Here is an 18034-nt window from a genome sequence, read left to right as displayed (position 1 = left end):
CTGAATCAACATCAGTAGAGGAGTTTCCATGCAAGACCGTTTCAAGGGCATTCTGCTCACCCGTGACGAAAACAAGGTTATGTCGGTCAATGTAACCGAGCTCGGCCTTGATGATCTGATGGAAGGCGACGTGGTCGTCGAGGTCGATTGGACCACCGTCAACTACAAGGACGGCCTGGCGATCACCGGCAAGGGACCGGTGGTGCGGCGCTGGCCGATGGTTCCGGGCATCGACTGTGCCGGCACGGTGGTCAGCTCCGAAAACGAACGCTTCAAGGCCGGCGACAAGGTGATCCTCAACGGCTTCGGTGTCGGCGAGGTGCACACAGGCACCTATGCCGCCTATGCGCGGCTGAAGGGCGATTGGCTGATCCCGATGCCCGAAGGCATGGATGGCCGCTCGGCGATGGCGATCGGTACTGCAGGTTACACAGCCATGCTGTCGGTGATGGCGCTCGAGCGCCACGGCATCACCCCCGGACGTGGTCCCGTGGTGGTCACCGGCGCCAATGGCGGCGTCGGCACCGTGGCAATCGCCGTGCTGGGCAAGCTCGGCTACGAAGTCATCGCCTCGACCGGGCGCACCGAGGAAGCCGATTTCCTCAAAAGCCTGGGCGCTTCCGAAGTCATCCACCGCGATGAACTCTCGGGTCCGGCCAAGCCGCTTGCCAAGGAGCGCTGGGCCGGTGCGGTGGATGCCGTGGGCAGCCACACGCTGGCCAACGTCCTGTCGATGACCTCCTATGGCGGTGCGGTGACTGCCTGCGGCCTGGCTCAGGGCATGGATCTGCCGACATCGGTGGCGCCGTTCATCCTGCGCGGCGTATCGCTGCTTGGCATCGATTCCGTCATGGCGCCGCTGGCGCTGAGACAGGAAGCCTGGTCGCGCCTGGTCACGGATCTCGATCTCGGCAAGCTCGAGGCGCTGTCGACCGAAATCGGCTTTGACGGCATCATCGACGCGGCCCATTCGATCATCGACGGCAAGGTCCGTGGACGGGTGGTTGTCGACCTGAAAAAGGCCTGATGCGCAATCGCTAAAATTTGACATTTTCGCTGAAGTCTTTGCTCACGGGGCCCGTGGTATCACGGGTCCATGATGACAGAACCGCTTCGACTTCAACAAACCCTCCAGCAAGCCCTGAGCGATCAGACGGCGGCACCTTCGGGCACGCTGCACGCCGATCCGGTGGAGAGATACCCGGTTCCCGACGTTTTCGTGGACAGGGAGCGGGCACAGGAGAGCTCTGTTCAATCCGCCTCGCAGCCATTGTCTGCCGCGCGGCCATTGTTCGCGGTTGCCACCGCGCTGACCGCGGCGGCGGTCTCCGTGGCCTTCAACGCACCGGCGCTGCTGATGGCCTCGGTCGCAGGCATTGCCATCTTCGCGGCGGCCCCCCTGCTGCGGCGTTCGTTCCGCAGCCCGGCGGCGGCAGGCCCTGCACATCCCAAACCGCATACGAGCGGGTATTCCGAACACGAGATCGACCGGCGATGGGAACTGGGCGAGTTTTCCGACCAGCTTGCCAGCCTATTTGATGCCTTGGGCGACATGGTGGTTGTCTGCGGTCTCAACGGCCAGATCATCTATGCCAACGAAACATTCAGATCGGCGACAGGGTTTGACAATCCGGTTGGCCTGACGCTCGCCATGGCCGGCATCGAACCGGTGGAAGCCACCGACAGCGGTGCGCCCGAGCTGCTGCTTGGCGAAGGCTGCGAACAAACGATCTGGACCTGGCACGAAACCACGGCCCGCGATCCCGTCTCCGGCGCGCTGACCCGGCAATGCATTGGCCGCAACATCACCGCTGCAAGACGCACCGAGGCCGAACTGGTGGATTCGCGCGAGAAGGCGGAAGCTGCCAACCACGCCAAATCGCGTTTCCTGGCCACCGTCAGCCATGAAATCCGCACACCGCTCAACGGCATTCTCGGCATGACACATCTGCTCGAGCAAACCCAGACAACGCCGGAACAGGCAAGCTATCTGAAGACTGCGAGCGAATCCGGCATGGCGCTGCTGGCGCTGATCGAGGATCTGCTCGATGTGACGTCGATCGAAGCGGGCCGGCTGCACCTGCGGCATGAGAAGGGCAATCTCGACGATTTGGTCAATGGGGTTTCGGAACTGATGGCCTCGCGTGCCCATGAAAAAGGCATCGAGATCGCGGTCCATATCGCACCCGAGGCGCCGCGCGAGATCACCTCCGATATCGGCCGGTTGAGACAGGTGCTGTTCAACCTTGTCGGCAACGCCATCAAGTTCACCGAGACCGGCGGCGTGCTGATCGAGGTGACGCGCGAAGACGGGCAACTGGCCTTCATCGTTTCCGACACCGGCCCGGGGCTGAAGGAAGCCGACCAGGCGCGTATTTTCGGCGAATTCGAACGCGCCAGCAACGGCCCCACCCGCAAGCATGGCGGGGCCGGCCTGGGGCTATCCATTTCAGCCCGCATCGTCGAGGCGCTCGGCGGGGAAATCGGCGTGACGTCGGCAGCCGGCCAGGGCAGCACCTTTCGCTTCACCGTGCCGGTCAAGGAACTGGCGGTCCCGGAAAACGGTCCGCCGGTGCGCGGCCCGCTGGCCGACCGCGCCGTGCTGGTGATCGCGCCGCGCGGCCCGGTCTCGACCGCGCTTTTGTGGACCATCCGGGATCTCGGCGGCATCGCGGAATCCGCCGATGACGCGGACAGCATGATCGCGGCATTGACCCGCCTGTACCGCTCCGGTGCAGAGCTCAGCGACATCGTGGTCGACCGCAGGCTTGCCGACCGTGCAGACAGCCTGCTGGCGGCGGCACCGACGGAATTGCCGGCCGGGATCGAACGCACACTGGTGATCGCACCGGAAGACAGCCGCGACCTGGAAAGCCATTCCGGCCACGGCGCCAACGCCTGGCTGGTGCGGCCGGTGCGCAGGGCCTCGCTGATCAATGTGCTGACCCGGCGCGACGACCGCGAGGATCGTGACCGGCTGTACAGCAAACCGAGGCCGGTGATGCTGGAACGCTCTTCCGACAATCCGACGCTGGACATCCTTCTTGCCGAGGACGACCCGGTCAATGCGCTCGTGGTGCGCACCAACCTCGCCCGTCAGGGCCACCGTGTGAGCGTTGTGGTCAACGGCCGCGAGCTCGTCACCCAGGCGATGGACCGAGCCGGCGGCGTGGCAAGCTACGATCTGGTCATCACCGATTTGTCGATGCCGGAACTCGATGGACGCAGCGCCATCGAGAAGATCCGCGCAGAGGAAGCCGCGGGCCAGCTCGCCCGTCTGCCGATCATCGTGCTGACCGCCGATGGCCAGGCCTCGACCCGCGACGACCTGCTGGCTGCCGGGGCTGACGGACATGCAGAGAAACCGGTCGATCCGGAGTGGCTTCTGCAACTGGTGACGATGACCGCCGGAAAGAGATTGCGCGCAACGGGGTGATGTCCGCCGTCCGGAGTGCGAAGCCGGGCCTGTTTCGCAGCGCAATGCGGGCGGCACCGGCGGGGCCACTGTGTCCCGGACACAAAATCACCCCCAAATTACCACATGCGGGATGGCAAATGTCACTCGGATGTCGCAGAATCGTGGTTGAACCCCGACATCACCAAGCGGGAGATTACCATGGAAACACACGTGCATCGGCCCCTGTCCAAACCATTCCTCGCTGAGTTTGCCGACTACAAGCCGGCAAGCCAGGTTCTCGGCCGCATCGGATCACTGGAAGTGCGGCTTGCCGCCACGCGCAGCGAAGTCGAGGCTGCGCAGGCGCTGCGCTACCGGGTGTTCGTCGAGGAAATGGGCGCCCGCCTTCCCGAAGACGCCATGCAGCTGAAACGCGATTTCGACAGCATAGACCGCTATTGCGATCACCTTCTGGTGCTCGACACCGCGCTGACGGGCGATGTCGAAGAGCAGATCGTCGGCACCTACCGGCTGCTCAGGCAGGAAGTCGCCGCCCGCCATGACGGGTTCTATTCGCAAAGCGAATTCGACGTGGTCGATCTGGCCGCGCGCAATCCGGACAAGCGGTTCCTTGAACTCGGCCGGTCCTGCGTGCTGAGCAGCTACCGCACCCGCCGCACACTGGAAGCGCTGTGGCAGGGCAACTGGGCCTATGCGCTTGCCCATGGCATCGACGTGATGTTCGGGTGCGCCTCGTTTCCCGGCAACCAGCCATATGCGCATGCACTGGCGCTGTCGTTTCTCAACCAGACCGCCGCGGCCAGTGACGACTGGGCCGTCAGGGCCGTTGCCGGGCGTGGCCTGTCGATAGACATGATGCCGGTCGAGGCGATCAATCCGCGGGCTGCACTTGCGGCGATGCCGCCGCTGGTCAAAGGCTATTTGCGGATCGGTGCGCTGGTTTCGGAAGAAGCGGTGGTTGACCCGGCCTTCGGAACCACCGACGTGCTGGTAATCCTGCCGGTCAAGCAGATCAACGGCCGCTATATCAATCACTACGGCGCCGACGCCTCGCGGTTTGCCGCCTGAGCAGCCGGCTGCGTCTCACGGAGAGCAACGCTTGAGGCGACCACCTTCAACCGGTGATGGCCTCAACCTGTGTTTCGGCCGAGTTTCTTGCCAAGCAACCGCAGGCCACGGCGGAAAAACCGGTTGATCTCGAGATGGGCACGATAGGGGAAGACCGTCAGGTAACGGACGGGCGAAAGCTTGACGCGCTTGGCCGTGAACTGGATCTGGGTTTCCATGCCGGTGTTCTGGTCAATCGGCACCGGCTCGACGAAGACGGATCGCAGCCCCATCAGGTATTCGATGTCGAACGCGATGTCCCAGGCGACACGTATCGGCAGCAGCCGCTTGAGGAAAACCTCGGCGCAGCGGCGGTTGACCACGTAACCGCCGGCACCCTTCTCGCGCGTCAGGGCGATGGCGAAGGAATGGGTCTCATCGAATTTGCGGTACGGGATCCGGATCCCGGAATTCACCGTCGACAGCCTTAAGATATCCCATTCGCCGCCATTGGCGATGGCAGCATGGACAATGGCCGAAAGATCGGCGGGAAGCCGGCAATCATCCTCCAGGATCAATGCGTGATCGGCAGAGCTGGCAAGGAAGGCACGCAGGCAGGCGATATGGCTGAGATAACAGGCAATCTCGCCATCGTGGAAAGCGCGGCCATGCAGCAGCCTGTAACCGGTGGCATCAAATTCGGAAACGGATGCATCGATCTTCATCCGGTCGACGGCCGCGATGCGTTCATAGTCGATCCCGATATCGCGAAGCTGCGTATCCATGAACCTGAAGCGATCGACCGCCCGATCAAGATTGATCAGGTATGTCTTGAATGGCTTTTCACTGTGCATTGCCAAGCCTTGTCCCGGAGCTGCCAACTCTTTCAAGCAACCCGCCGATTGTCCCCTCGCCTGAATTCAGGACCCAAGCTCAATCCCGCCCCCCGGGAGTTCAAGGGTGAAATATCAAAATCAGGCAACGAGGGCTAGGGCAGTGGCCGGGTTATCGACGGTTTGTGCGCAATCGATGCACGGGCATCTCCCGCCTGCGCGTTTCACAGGCCGGATTCCGTCGGCTGACTGTCTGTATTTAAAAGATAATTAACCATAAACAGCCACTCTGGGGTGTCCTGATGTATGCGATCCAGCACGGAACCAATCCGCTGCGTCTGCTGCAAGTCCATGAAAGCGATGTGAAGGTTTGAGTTCGTGCAGCATTTGCAAAACAACCGGCAGCCTGGAGACTGGTCTGCACCAGCCGCGAGACGGCCATGAAGCGGGTTGACCGGCTACGGATCCGCCTCGACGACATGATCGCCAGGGAAATGGAGACAGAAGCAGGCCGCGCCGATTACTGGCGCAGGCTCGATGCCGACTGCCGTCAGAGCCCGCTGATCGAACTTCTCGAAGAGAGCCTGAAGCTTGAAGGCGATGTTATCGAATGCGGGGTTTACCGTGGCAGCACCACGCGGCTAATGGGCCGCAGGATGCATGATTTGGCGCCCTCAAAGGCGCTTTTCGCCTGCGACAGCTTCGAAGGGTTTCCGTCTGACCGGATACTCGACGCCGACCTCGGCCTGTTCCGCTTCCGGTTCAAGATCCGGCGAAAGTTCAGGCACGCATCCGACGTGCCCGAGCGGCTGATTGCCTATTTCGACGCCTATGGCGTCAACGGGCACGTGGTGAAGGGCTTCTTTTCCGACACCTTGCCCAAGATGCCGGTGCGCCAATACTGCTTCATGTTCATCGATTGCGACATCTATAAATCGCATCTCGACTGCCTCGATGTGCTTTACGACCAACTGGTCCCGGGCGGCATTGTGGTGTTCGATGACTACGCCGAACCGAAATGGCCCGGTGCCTCGCGCGCGGTGGACGAGTTCTTTTCAAGTCAGCCGGTCAAGCCGGAACGGCTCGACGGCGGACAAAAGCCGCTCTGGTTCGTGCGCAAGCCGCTTGCCGGGGAAGAGGGCGTCGCGAGCCCTGAACCGTTGCGGCTTTACGGCTGACACGGCCTGTCCGGCCTGGGACACTGCGGCAGCGGAGTTTCCGCTGGGCAGCCCTGTTAGCCTGTCGCGAAACCCGGCAGGTCGATGCCGAAAACCTGCGCCAAAAGCACGAAGTTCAGCAGCAGCACGATCGTCGCTCCGAGAATTGCCAATAGGCGCAGCAGAGGCCCGGTCGCAAACTCTCCCATGATATCCTTGCGACCAGCAAACAGGATCAAAGCCACCATCGGAACCGGCAGCGCGATGCTGAGCACCACCTGGCTCATCACCAGCGCGCTGGTCGCATTGACGCCCAGCGCCACGACCACGAAAGCCGGGATCATGGTCACCAGCCTGCGGAACCAGACCGGCAGGCGCCAGGTGGTAAAGCCCTGCATGATCATCTGTCCGGCCATCGTGCCAACCACCGAACTCGAGACGCCCGACGCAATCAGCGAGACGAGAAAAACGCTGGCTGCTGCACCTCCGAGCAACGGAGTGAGCAGGTGATAGGCGGTCTCGATTTCAGCCACTTCGCTGTGGCCGGCATGGAATGCGCTCGCGGCCATCATCACCATCGCCATGTTGACCATGCCTGCAACCGCAAGCGCCAGCACGACTTCGACATTGGAAAAGTGCACGACCTTGCGGCGCGCAGCCTGATCGGGGATGGCCACCCGATCCTGCGTCAGACCCGAATGAAGGTAGATTGCATGCGGCATGACCGTCGCACCGATAATCCCCACGGCAATGGTCAGCGCATTGATATCTGCCAGCTGCGGCGTCACCATGCCGTGAACAGCATCTCCCCACGCAATCGGCGCAATGAAGATCTCGATGATAAAGCTCAGGCCGATGATGGAGACGAGGGCCCCGATGATCAGCTCCATGGTTCTGAACCCCCGCGCCTCGAATAGCAAAATACCGTAGGTGACGATCGCGGTGACCACCATGCCGGCCATCAGCGGCATACCAAACAGCAGCGAAAGCCCTATCGCACCACCGAGAAATTCGGCGAGATCGGTGGCCATGGCGGCGATTTCACTGACGATCCACATTATCCAGACAACGGGTGCCGGAAAATGCTCCCGGCACAACTCGGCAAGGTTTCGTCCGGTAACAATCCCAAGCCGGGCCGAAAGCGCCTGAAACAACATCGCAATCAGGTTGGCAACCAGAACCACCCATAGCAATCCATAGCCATAGCCGGCGCCGGCCTGAATGTTGGTGGCGTAGTTGCCAGGGTCCATATAGGCAACCGAGGCAACGACAGCCGGCCCGGCGAACAGCCATGCGCCACGTCGGCCCTTACCTGCGAGAACATCCGCAAATGCCGCTTGTGTCCGTCCCGTTATGGTCGAACTCATCCTTACAATCCTTGATACCGTGCACCAACCTTAGATATGGTGCGAAGTAAATATTTTATAGCCTTGGCTTCATTTGTGTCAACAAGGTTCAGTTGACCGTCGACCAGCCCCAATTCCGGCGACAAAAGTTGCATCTTCTTTGCAAAATGTAGCCATGCCTGTATTCTGAGTTTGCGGTTTAAAAGCCGTATTACAGAGGAGGAGCAGACAGAATGACAAAAGACGCAGAAGGCGCCGCACCTCCCCCGATTCAGCCTGAGCGGTTCCAGCAGGCGCGCGCGGCGCAGGCCATGGCGATCCTTGAAGACTATGCGGAAATGATCAGCGACCTGATCGAGGAAATGGGCGAAGCCCGGATCACCGATATTGCCAGCCGCATGGGTGTCACCCATCCGACTGCCACCAAGGCCGTGGCTCGGCTGAAGCGCGAAGGGCTGGCAGTCTCCCGCCCCTATCGCGGTGTTTTCCTGACCGATGAGGGCGCAGAGCTTGCGGATCGTGTCCGGGCGCGGCACCGTACAGTTGTCGACCTGCTTGTTGCCGTCGGCGTCCCCCCTGAAACCGCCGAAATGGACGCGGAAGGACTGGAGCATCATGTCTCGGAGGTCACGCTCAAGGCGTTCGAACGTTACCTTGATGCCGCCGCAGCAAAGTGAGCTGCTGCGGCTTTGCCAAGCCCATGAACACTCAGCTTGAAGCGTTGTAGGCTGCGATTGCGGCCATGTTGACGATGTCGGAATCCTTGGCGCCCATCGAGACGATCTGGATCGACTTGTCGAGGCCGACCAGCAGCGGGCCGATGACGGTTGAGCCGCCGAGTTCCTGCAGCATCTTGGTCGAGATCGAGGCCGAATGGAACGCCGGCATGACCAGCACGTTGGCGGTGCCCGACAGGCGGCAGAACGGATATTGCTCGAGCACCGTGGCGTTGAGCGCCACGTCTGCGGCCATCTCGCCATCATACTCGAAATCGACCCGGCGCTTGTCGAGGATCTTGACCGCGTCGCGCACCCGCTCGGAGCGTTCGCCGGTCGGATGACCGAAGGTGGAATAGGCCAACATCGCCACCCGCGGCTCGTAGCCAAGCCGCCGGGCCATCCCCGCGGCTTCCTCGGCGATATCGGCCAGTTCCTCCGAGTTCGGCATGTCGATGACGGCGGTGTCGGCGACAAACACGGTGCGGCCGCGGCAGAGCGCCAGCGACACGCCGATCATCCGGTGTCCCAGCTTGACGTCAACGCAGCGGCGGATGTCCTCGAGTGCCGTGGAGTAATTGCGGGTGGTGCCGGTCACCATCGCATCGGCGTCGCCGAGAGCGACCATGCAGGCGCCGAAATGGTTGCGGTCGGTGTTGATCAGCCGCTGGCAATCGCGATGCAGGTAGCCTTTGCGCTGCAGCCTTGCATAGAGATAGTCGGTGTAGGCCTCGACGCGGCGCGAGACGCGGGCATTGACCAGTTCGATGCCGGGGCGGTCGAGATCGATGCCGGCGAGCTTGGCGGTTTCGCGCATCTGCTCCTCGCGGCCCAGCAGGCAGGCAGTGCCAAGCCGCTGGTTCACATAGGAGACGGCGGCGCGCATGACCTGTTCTTCCTCGCCCTCGGCAAAGACGACACGGCGCGGATGGCGGCGGACGCGTTCATAGAGCCGCTGCAGCGTCGAGGCGATCGGGTCGCGCCGGGCCGAGAGCTCCTGGGCATAGGCATCCATGTTGAGGATCGGCTTCTGCGCCACGCCCGAATCCATCGCGGCCTTGGCGACGGCGACCGGAATGGCGGAGATCAGCCGCGGGTCGAACGGCACGGGAATGATGTATTGCGGACCGAAGCGCGGACGCACGCCCTGGTAGGCGGCGGCAACATCGTCGGGCACGTCCTCGCGCGCAAGCTCGGCCAGCGCATTGGCGGCGGCAATCTTCATGTCCTCGTTGATGGTCGTGGCGCGGACGTCGAGCGCACCGCGGAAGATGTAGGGAAAGCCCAGGACATTGTTGACCTGGTTGGGATAATCCGAGCGGCCGGTCGCCATGATGGCGTCGTTGCGGATCGAGGCGACCTCTTCCGGCGTGATTTCCGGATCCGGGTTGGCCATGGCGAAAATGATCGGATTCTTGGCCATCGAGGCGATCATCTCTGGCGTCAGCGCGCCCTTGGCGGAAAGCCCGAAAACAACGTCGGCCCCCTCCATGGCGTCAGCCAGCGAGCGCGCCTTGGTATCGACCGCATGCCCCGATTTCCACTGGTTCATGCCTTCGGTGCGGCCCTTGTAGATCACGCCCTTGGTGTCGCACAGGGTGATGTTCTGGGGCGAGAAACCCATCGCCTTGACCAGTTCGACGCAGGCGATGGCCGCGGCACCCGCGCCATTGCAGACGAGCTTGGTGGTCTTGAGATCCCGGTTGGTCAGATGCAGCGCGTTGATCAGGCCGGCGACGGCAATGATGGCGGTGCCGTGCTGGTCGTCATGGAACACCGGAATGTCCATGAGCTCACGCAACCGCTGCTCGATGATGAAGCAATCCGGCGCCTTGATGTCCTCGAGGTTGATGCCGCCGAAGCTGGGGCCGAGGTAGCGGACAGAGTTGATGAATTCCTCGACGTTCTCGGTGTCGACTTCAAGGTCGATGGAATCGACATCGGCAAAGCGCTTGAACAACACCGCCTTGCCTTCCATCACCGGCTTGGAGGCGAGTGCGCCGAGATTGCCCATCCCGAGAATGGCGGTGCCGTTGGAAATCACTGCCACCAGGTTGCCCTTGGCAGTGTAATCGAAGGCGCGGGACGGATCCTCGGCGATGGCCTTGACCGGCACCGCGACGCCGGGCGAATAGGCCAGCGACAGGTCGCGCTGCGTCGCCATCGGCTTGGTCGGATTGATTTCAAGCTTGCCGGGCCGGCCACGGGCGTGAAAGTCGAGCGCCTCCTGATCGGTCACTGCTGAAATCGAGCGATCTGACTTGTCCGTCCCTGGCATATTTTCCATCCCGTTGTGGGCGACCTTGTGTATGGCGCCTCGTACCTGTTGTCTTTGACACACCCCCACCGTTAGGGTGGCGGCGGCGGGCTGTAAAGCCGCGCATCCGGTAAAGCTTACATCGCAAACGATTGAAAAACCAAGACAGGCATTTCCTCTTGAACGCCGAATCCCCGCTAAACTCTGCCATACTGACGACCGCCCAACTCGCGACAGCCGAAAGCCGCGCCTCGGCGACGCCGATGATGGAGCAATTCATCGAGATCAAGGCGAACAATCCGGACTCGCTGCTGTTCTACCGGATGGGTGATTTTTACGAGCTGTTCTTCGAGGATGCGGTCGATGCATCCCGGGCGCTCGGCATCACCCTGACCAAGCGCGGCCAGCACCTGGGCAAGGACATTCCGATGTGCGGCGTGCCGGTGCACGCGGCGGATGATTACCTGCAGAAACTGATCTCGCTGGGGTTCCGGGTCGCCGTCTGCGAGCAGACCGAGGACCCGGCGGAGGCCAAGAAACGCGGTTCCAAATCGGTGGTGCGGCGCGACGTGACCCGGCTGGTGACACCGGGCACGCTGACCGAGGAAAAGCTGCTCGATCCGTCGCAGTCGAATTTCCTGATGGCCCTGGCACGGGTCAAGGGAGCGGGCGAAGCGCAGTATGGCCTTGCCTGGATCGATATTTCCACAGGAGCTTTCCACGTCGGCGAGAGCCGGCTGGCGCGGCTGATGGCCGATATCGCCCGGGTTGAACCGCGCGAACTGATCCTGGCCGACAACGTGTTTCACGATCCCGAGATCCGGCCGCTGATCGACCAGATCGGCCGGGTGGCAGCGCCGCAGCCTGCGGTGCTGTTTGACAGTGCCTCTGCCGAGGGCCGGATTGCCCGGTTCTTCGAGGTCGGCTCGCTCGACGGCTTCGGCAGTTTTTCCCGCGCCGAACTGGCGGCGGCGGCGGCAGTCATTGCCTATGTCGAGAAAACCCAGATTTCCGAGCGGCCGCCGCTTGGACGGCCGGAGCGTGAAAGCGACGGGGCGCGGATGTTCATCGACCCGGCGACGCGGGCCAGCCTCGAGCTGGTGCGCACGCTTTCGGGCGACAGGCAGGGCAGCCTGATCAAGGCGGTCGACCGCACGGTCACCGGCGGTGGAGGACGCAAGCTTGCCGAATGGCTGATGGCGCCGCTGACCGATCCGGTTGCCATCAATGCGCGGCTCGACGGCGTCTCGCACCTGATCGCCAATCCGGCACTGACCGACCAGTTGCGCCGCGCGCTCAAGGGGGTGGCCGACATGCCGCGCGCCCTGTCGCGGCTGGCGCTCAACCGCGGCGGCCCCCGCGATCTCGGTGCGATCCAGGCAGGGCTTCAGGCTGCGAACGACATCGCCGCGCTGTTTGGCGGCGAGGAGACGCCGGCGCACCTGCAAAAGGCGGTCACCGCGCTCAGGGCGGTTCCCGGCGAGATCGGCGCGCGGCTGGCTGCGGCGCTCGACGACGAGTTGCCGCTGCTCAAGCGTGACGGTGGTTTCGTGCGGGCCGGGCACTCCCCGGAACTGGATGAACTCAGGGCGCTCAGGGACCAGTCACGCCGGGTGATTGCCGGGCTGCAGCTCTCCTACGCCGAGGAGACCGGGGTTCGTTCGCTGAAGATCAAGCACAACAATGTGCTGGGCTATTTCATCGAGGTGACGGCGCTCAATGCCGGGCCGCTGACGGAAAGCGACGAGGCCAAGGCGCGGTTCATCCACCGGCAATCGATGGCCAACGCCATGCGGTTCACCACCACAGAACTTTCCGACCTGGAAACCCGCATTGCCAATGCTGCCGGCGAAGCGCTGAGCATCGAGCTTGCCGCCTTTGACGAACTGGTGACAATGGCTGTCGCCCACGCCGATGCAATCAAGGCGGCGGCGGATGCACTGTCGGTGATCGACGTGACCGCCGCCCTCGCCGAGCTCGCCCAGGAACAGGGCTATGCGCGGCCTAAGGTCGATGACAGCCTCGCCTTCGAGATCGTCGCCGGACGGCATCCGGTGGTCGAGCAGGCGCTGCGAAAACAGGCGGCGCAGCCTTTTGTGGCCAATGACTGCAACCTGTCGCCACCGACCGAAAGCGATGACGGCGGCGCAATCTGGCTGCTGACCGGTCCCAACATGGGCGGCAAGTCGACCTTCCTGAGACAGAACGCGCTGATTGCCATCCTGGCGCAGATGGGGTCGTTCGTGCCTGCGGGAGCGGCCCATATCGGCGTGGTCGACCGGCTGTTCTCCCGGGTCGGGGCATCGGATGACCTGGCGCGCGGGCGCTCGACCTTCATGGTCGAAATGGTGGAGACCGCGGCCATTCTCAACCAGGCCGGTCCGCATTCGCTGGTGATCCTCGACGAGATCGGCCGCGGCACGGCGACCTTCGACGGGTTGTCGATTGCCTGGGCGGCAGTCGAGCATCTGCATGCACAAAACCGCTGCCGCGGCCTGTTCGCCACGCATTTCCATGAACTCACCGCATTGTCGGAAAAGCTGCCGCGGCTTTCCAACGCCACCATGAAGGTCAAGGAATGGGAGGGCGAAGTGGTGTTCCTGCACGAGGTTGGCGCAGGTGCTGCCGACCGGTCTTACGGCATCCAGGTGGCGCGACTTGCAGGCCTGCCCGATGCCGTGGTGGCGCGCGCCCGCGAGGTGCTGCAATTGCTTGAGACCAGCGAGCGGGAAAACCCGGCGGCACGGCTTGTCGACGATCTGCCGCTGTTTGCCGTGCCGGTGGCACGGGAGCAAGCCAAGACGGCCAGCGGACCGTCGGAGTCCGATGCCTATCTCTCGGCACTGAACCCGGATGAAATGACGCCACGCGATGCGCTCGAGGCGCTTTACGAGCTCAAGCGGCGGATGGCGGATCCGGGGAAAGACAAGGCCTGATGCTGCGGCCCTTGCGCGTCCTGCCTGGTGCGCCCGGCTTTCCAAAGGGCAAGACGCGATGCCGAAATTCGTGATCACCGGCGCTTCCGGCGCCGGCAAATCCACACTGATCGCTGCGCTTATGGCGGAGGGATACGCCACTGTGCCGGAGGCAGGCCGCCAGATCGTCTCCGAACAAGTGGGTTCAAACGGCACGGCGCTGCCATGGCTGGACCGGGGTGCATTCATGGAGTTGCTCTTCGAGCGCTCGATCATGGCATTCGACCGGATCAGCGACGGGGCCAACGAAGCCGTGTTTTTTGACCGCAGTTTTATCGAGGCGATCGCCTACGCGACGGTGATCGGGCAACCCGTGCCACCCGCAATGCTTGAGGCGGCCGCCACCCGGACATTCGACAGCCCGGTTTTCGTCTGCCCGCCGTGGAAGGAGATCTTCACAACCGATGAGGAACGGCGGCACGATTTCGCGTTCGCGGCCCGTGATTACCAGGCCAATGTGGAAGCATACCTCGCCGCCGGCTATGACTTGGTGGAGGTTCCCCGCCTTCCGGTCGGCGAGCGCGTGGCCTTCATTACCCGCCAGTTGGCTCTCCTGCCGTCATTTCAGCCTTCCAATCCGGCGGAAAAGCTTTAAGACACCCCCGAACCCTTGTCCGCCAACAGGTAAGTACCCTTATGAGCAAATTTGATGTTCTTTGCATCGGCAATGCAATTGTCGATATCATCGCACGGTGCGACGAGAGTTTTCTTGTCGACAACGAGATTATCAAGGGTGCGATGAACCTGATCGATGCCGAGCGCGCCGAACTCCTGTATTCGCGCATGGGCCCGGCAATCGAGGCCTCGGGCGGCAGTGCGGGCAACACGGCGGCGGGACTTGCCAGTTTCGGTAGCCGGTCAGCCTATTTCGGCAAGGTCTCGGCCGACCAGCTCGGCAAGATCTTCAGCCATGACATCCGCGCCCTGGGCGTGCATTTCGACACCAAGCCGCTTGACGGCACGCCGCCGACCGCGCGCTCGATGATCTTTGTCACGCCCGATGGCGAACGCTCGATGAACACCTATCTCGGTGCCTGCGTCGAACTTGGGCCCGAGGACATCGAAGCCGATGTGGTGGCCGATTCGAAGGTCACCTATTTCGAAGGCTATCTGTGGGATCCGCCGCGGGCGAAGGACGCCATCCGCCTGTGCGCCGAAATCGGTCACAAGCACGGTCGCGAAATGTCGATGACGCTGTCGGACCCGTTCTGCGTCGGCCGCTACCGCGCGGAATTCCTCGAGCTGATGCGCTCGGGCACGATCGACATCGTGTTCGCCAATGCGGAAGAAGCCAAGTCGCTCTACGAGACCGACAATTTCGAACATGCGGTGTCGCTGCTGCGCAAGGACTGCAAGCTCGCCGCCATCACCCGCTCCGAGCACGGATCGGTGATTGTGCGCGGTGACGAGCGTCATGACATCGACGCCATCGACATCGACGAGGTTGTCGATACCACCGGTGCGGGCGATCTCTATGCCGCGGGCTTCCTGCATGGCTATGCCAATGGCAAGCCGCTGGATGAGTGTGGAAGACTTGGCAGCCTTGCCGCCGGGCTGGTGATCCAGCAGATCGGGCCGCGGCCGCAGTTGTCGCTCAAGGACGCCGCGCGCGACGCCGGGTTCAACTGAAACCTGCCGGTCTCACATCACGTCTTCGGGCGGCCGGCCGGCGCGTGAACGGTAGGGCGAGAACGCCCAGCTGTAGCGGATCGCGCCGCCACGCACTGCAAAGGCCGCGAAAACGCCAACCCCGGAGGCCACGATCAACGGGGCCCCAAGCAGGCTCGCGGCAACAAAGCCGCCGGCGCCGACAAGCGCTGCGGAGACATAGATTTCCGGACGCATCAGCACTGAAGGCTCACCAGAGAGAAGATCACGCAGGATGCCGCCCAGGGTCGCGGTCATCATGCCGGTGACCAGGGCAACGATCGGGGAACCGCTCAGTGCAAGCCCCTTCGCAGCCCCCATCACCGCGTAGGCCGAAAGGCCGATGGCATCGAGCCAGAGCAGCAGGCGGTAGCGGGATTCGACCAGGTGGGCGGTGAAATAGACGATCACCGCGACCAGCACGCAAACAACCAGATAGGCCGGTTTTGCGACCCAGAAGACCGGCGTGGCGCCAAGCACGATGTCGCGGAACGTGCCGCCGCCGATACCGGTGACGGCTGCCAGGAAGACAAATCCGATCATGTCGAGCTGCTTGCGCGAAGCGGCCAGAGCGCCGGTGGCGGCAAAAACCGCGACACCGGCATAATCGAGACCTTCAAGCGGGGTCATGGGAGCTTCCTTTCCCCGCCGGGCACGGTTTTAAACGTCGTAGCCGGATGCCGGATCCGGTCCGTCGGATTCGGGCTGCGCCACCTCCTTCGGGCCACCCTTGGAGACGCCGACCATGGCCGGACGCAACATCCGGTCACCGATCACGTAACCGGGCTGAACCACCTCAACAACGGTGTTGTTGGGCACTTCGGTGTTGGGGACTTCGTACATTGCCTGATGATAGTTCGGGTCGAACTTCTGGCCCATCGGCTCGAGCTTGCGCACGCCGTGGCGCTCAAGCGTTGCCAGCATGGCCCGCTCGGTCAGCTCGACGCCCTCGACCAGGGTCTTGAGACCGTTGTCGGCGGCACTGTCGGCCTGTTCCGGCACGGCGGCAAGGGCGCGCTGAAGATTGTCAGAGACCTGCAGCATGTCACGGGCGAACCCGGATATGGCGTAGCTCTTTGCATCCTTGATCTCGCGGGCCGTGCGCCGGCGCAGGTTCTCCATCTCGGCTGCCATGCGCAGCCGCTGATCCTTGAGATCGGCAACTTCGGCCATAAGCACCTGCATCGGATCCAGTTCCTGTCCTTGTTCTTGTGCCTGCGCCTGGTTGGCAGCCTCATCAGCCTTGGGTGCGGCGTCTGCCTGCGGGTTATCCTGTTCGCGGCCCTGGCTTTCATCGCTCATGTTGTGCATGTCCTGACTGTTGTGATGGATGTCATAGGGTCACCAATTCCAGATGTGACCCGGGGATATGCCTCGCATATCGACGTTCGGGTGGTAAAAATCAAGGCCCAACACCGCCTGACAATCGATCTGACGCGCAATCCACGCTGCGAAAATCGGAAGATATGCATATATATCGGGTCAGTATGCCCGATATCCCGTCCGGTTTCACACTGGCGCTATTTGCGCACCAGGCGTGAGACCAGTTGCGCCGTGTAATCGACCATCGGAACGATGCGGGCATAGTTGAGCCGTGTCGGACCGATGATGCCGACAGCGCCGACGACCTTGTCCTCGCCATCACGCCAGGGCGCCACGATCAGCGACGACCCCGACAGCGAAAACAGCTTGTTCTCCGAGCCGATGAAAATGCGGACACCGGATCCCTCTTCGGCCAGCGTCATCAGTTCGATCAGGCTTTCCTTGCGTTCAAGTTCGTCAAACAGCAGCTTGAGGCGATCGAGTTCCTCGCCCGCAGAAAGGCCTTCCAGCAGGTTGCCGCGGCCACGCACGATCAGCCGTGCCGCGTTCGCACTGTCGCGGCTGCCGGCCCAGACGGCCAGGCCGCGCTCGACCAGATCCCGCGACAGCACATCGAGTTCGGAACGGACCTCGGCAGTGATCCGCTCAAGTTCGCTGCGCACCTCACTCATTGTCCGGCCGGCAAGATGGGCATTGAGGAAATTCGCGGCCTCGGTCAATTGCCCGGCGGTAACCCCGTCCGGCAGTTCCATCACCCGGTTCTCGACCTGATCATTGCCGCCGACCAGCACCACCAGCGCCCGTTTCTGATCAAGCCGGATGAACTCGATGTGGCGGATGGTCGAATCCTGCTTGGCGGCAATGACGAGGCCGGCGCCGCGGGTCATGCCCGACAGCATCTGGCTGGCCTCGGTCAGCAGTGTCTCAACCGGACGGCTGGCATCTTCCGAATGAACCTGGCGCTCGATTGTCTGGCGCATCTCCGGCTGCAGGTCACCAACCTGCATGAAGGCGTCGACGAAAAACCGCAGGCCCTTCTGGGTGGGCAACCGGCCAGCGCTGACATGGGGCGCATAGATCAGTCCCAGGTCCTCGAGATCGCTCATGACATTGCGGATGGAAGCTGGCGACAGCGACATCGGCAACATGCGCGAGAGGCTGCGGGAGCCGAGCGGATCGCCGGATTCCATGTAGCTTTCCACAAGCGCGCGGAAAATCTCCCGCGAGCGTTCATCAAGCGCTCCGACAAGATCAGCCGGTATGGATGGCGTATTCATGGTCATGTCTTTGTCATGGTCATGCGTATTGTCCTACA

At 62.7% G+C, this 18034-nt stretch carries 14 protein-coding genes; 8 read left to right on the top strand and 6 right to left on the bottom strand.

Features of this window, described 5'->3' with window-relative positions; all coding sequences use genetic code 11:
* Positions 1-28 precede the first annotated feature (28 nt).
* From WNY80_RS21290 to WNY80_RS21280, 3 genes are all read left to right on the top strand, one after another.
* Positions 29-1027 carry an MDR family oxidoreductase gene (locus WNY80_RS21290; protein ID WP_342889422.1) on the top strand — a complete coding sequence of 333 codons (999 nt, stop codon included), beginning with the start codon at positions 29-31 and terminating at the stop codon, positions 1025-1027.
* 72 nt (positions 1028-1099) lie between these two features.
* The gene (locus tag WNY80_RS21285) at positions 1100-3436 is read left to right on the top strand and encodes an ATP-binding protein (protein WP_342889421.1); all 2337 of its coding nucleotides are present in this window, start codon (positions 1100-1102) and stop codon (positions 3434-3436) included.
* Between the two features lie 180 nt (positions 3437-3616).
* Entirely contained in the window at positions 3617-4486 is an 870-nt protein-coding gene (locus WNY80_RS21280; protein WP_342889420.1) for a GNAT family N-acetyltransferase, read from the top strand.
* A 62-nt stretch (positions 4487-4548) separates the two neighbouring features.
* Here WNY80_RS21280 and WNY80_RS21275 read toward each other — a convergent pair whose 3' ends face one another.
* Complete coding sequence (locus tag WNY80_RS21275) at positions 4549-5319, bottom strand: glycosyltransferase family 25 protein (protein WP_342889480.1); 771 nt, start codon at positions 5317-5319, stop codon at positions 4549-4551.
* Positions 5320-5738: 419 nt separating this feature from the next.
* On the opposite strand from WNY80_RS21275, the gene WNY80_RS21270 reads away from it, so the two are divergent.
* A complete protein-coding gene (locus tag WNY80_RS21270) occupies positions 5739-6476 on the top strand; it encodes a TylF/MycF/NovP-related O-methyltransferase (RefSeq protein ID WP_342889419.1) in 738 nt (245 codons plus the stop codon).
* A 56-nt stretch (positions 6477-6532) separates the two neighbouring features.
* On the opposite strand, the gene WNY80_RS21265 is transcribed toward WNY80_RS21270, so the two are convergent.
* Positions 6533-7822, bottom strand: coding sequence for an Nramp family divalent metal transporter (locus WNY80_RS21265; protein ID WP_342889418.1), 1290 nt, complete (start codon positions 7820-7822; stop codon positions 6533-6535).
* A 212-nt stretch (positions 7823-8034) separates the two neighbouring features.
* Between WNY80_RS21265 and mntR the strand changes: the two genes are divergently transcribed.
* Positions 8035-8478, top strand: a complete 444-nt coding sequence (mntR, locus tag WNY80_RS21260) for a manganese-binding transcriptional regulator MntR (RefSeq protein ID WP_342889417.1) — start codon at positions 8035-8037, stop codon at positions 8476-8478.
* A gap of 31 nt (positions 8479-8509) precedes the next feature.
* On the opposite strand, the gene WNY80_RS21255 is transcribed toward mntR, so the two are convergent.
* The gene (locus WNY80_RS21255; RefSeq protein ID WP_342889416.1) at positions 8510-10795 is read right to left on the bottom strand and encodes an NADP-dependent malic enzyme; all 2286 of its coding nucleotides are present in this window, start codon (positions 10793-10795) and stop codon (positions 8510-8512) included.
* Between the two features lie 158 nt (positions 10796-10953).
* Between WNY80_RS21255 and mutS the strand changes: the two genes are divergently transcribed.
* The 3 genes from mutS to WNY80_RS21240 are packed head-to-tail and all read left to right on the top strand — an operon-like array spanning position 10954 to position 15378.
* Positions 10954-13710, top strand: a complete 2757-nt coding sequence (gene mutS / locus WNY80_RS21250; RefSeq protein ID WP_342889415.1) for a DNA mismatch repair protein MutS — start codon at positions 10954-10956, stop codon at positions 13708-13710.
* A gap of 58 nt (positions 13711-13768) precedes the next feature.
* Positions 13769-14344: an AAA family ATPase gene (locus WNY80_RS21245; protein WP_342889414.1), complete on the top strand. Its 576-nt coding sequence runs from the start codon at positions 13769-13771 to the stop codon at positions 14342-14344.
* Positions 14345-14385: 41 nt separating this feature from the next.
* On the top strand, positions 14386-15378 hold the full coding sequence (locus WNY80_RS21240) for an adenosine kinase (protein WP_342889413.1): 993 nt from the start codon (positions 14386-14388) through the stop codon (positions 15376-15378).
* 12 nt (positions 15379-15390) lie between these two features.
* Here the strand turns inward: WNY80_RS21240 and WNY80_RS21235 are convergent, their stop codons facing one another.
* The 3 genes from WNY80_RS21235 to hrcA all read right to left on the bottom strand — a co-directional run bounded on the left by WNY80_RS21235 (position 15391) and on the right by hrcA (position 18002).
* Positions 15391-16026 carry a trimeric intracellular cation channel family protein gene (locus WNY80_RS21235; protein ID WP_342889412.1) on the bottom strand — a complete coding sequence of 212 codons (636 nt, stop codon included), beginning with the start codon at positions 16024-16026 and terminating at the stop codon, positions 15391-15393.
* 30 nt (positions 16027-16056) lie between these two features.
* A complete protein-coding gene (grpE, locus tag WNY80_RS21230; protein WP_342889411.1) occupies positions 16057-16698 on the bottom strand; it encodes a nucleotide exchange factor GrpE in 642 nt (213 codons plus the stop codon).
* A gap of 218 nt (positions 16699-16916) precedes the next feature.
* A complete protein-coding gene (gene hrcA / locus WNY80_RS21225) occupies positions 16917-18002 on the bottom strand; it encodes a heat-inducible transcriptional repressor HrcA (protein WP_342889410.1) in 1086 nt (361 codons plus the stop codon).
* Between the last annotated feature and the right edge of the window lie 32 nt (positions 18003-18034).

The sequence above is a fragment of the Hoeflea sp. AS16 genome, from assembly GCF_038900095.1.
GTDB lineage: Bacteria > Pseudomonadota > Alphaproteobacteria > Rhizobiales > Rhizobiaceae > Hoeflea.
This window is presented reverse-complemented; position numbering and strand designations above follow the sequence as displayed.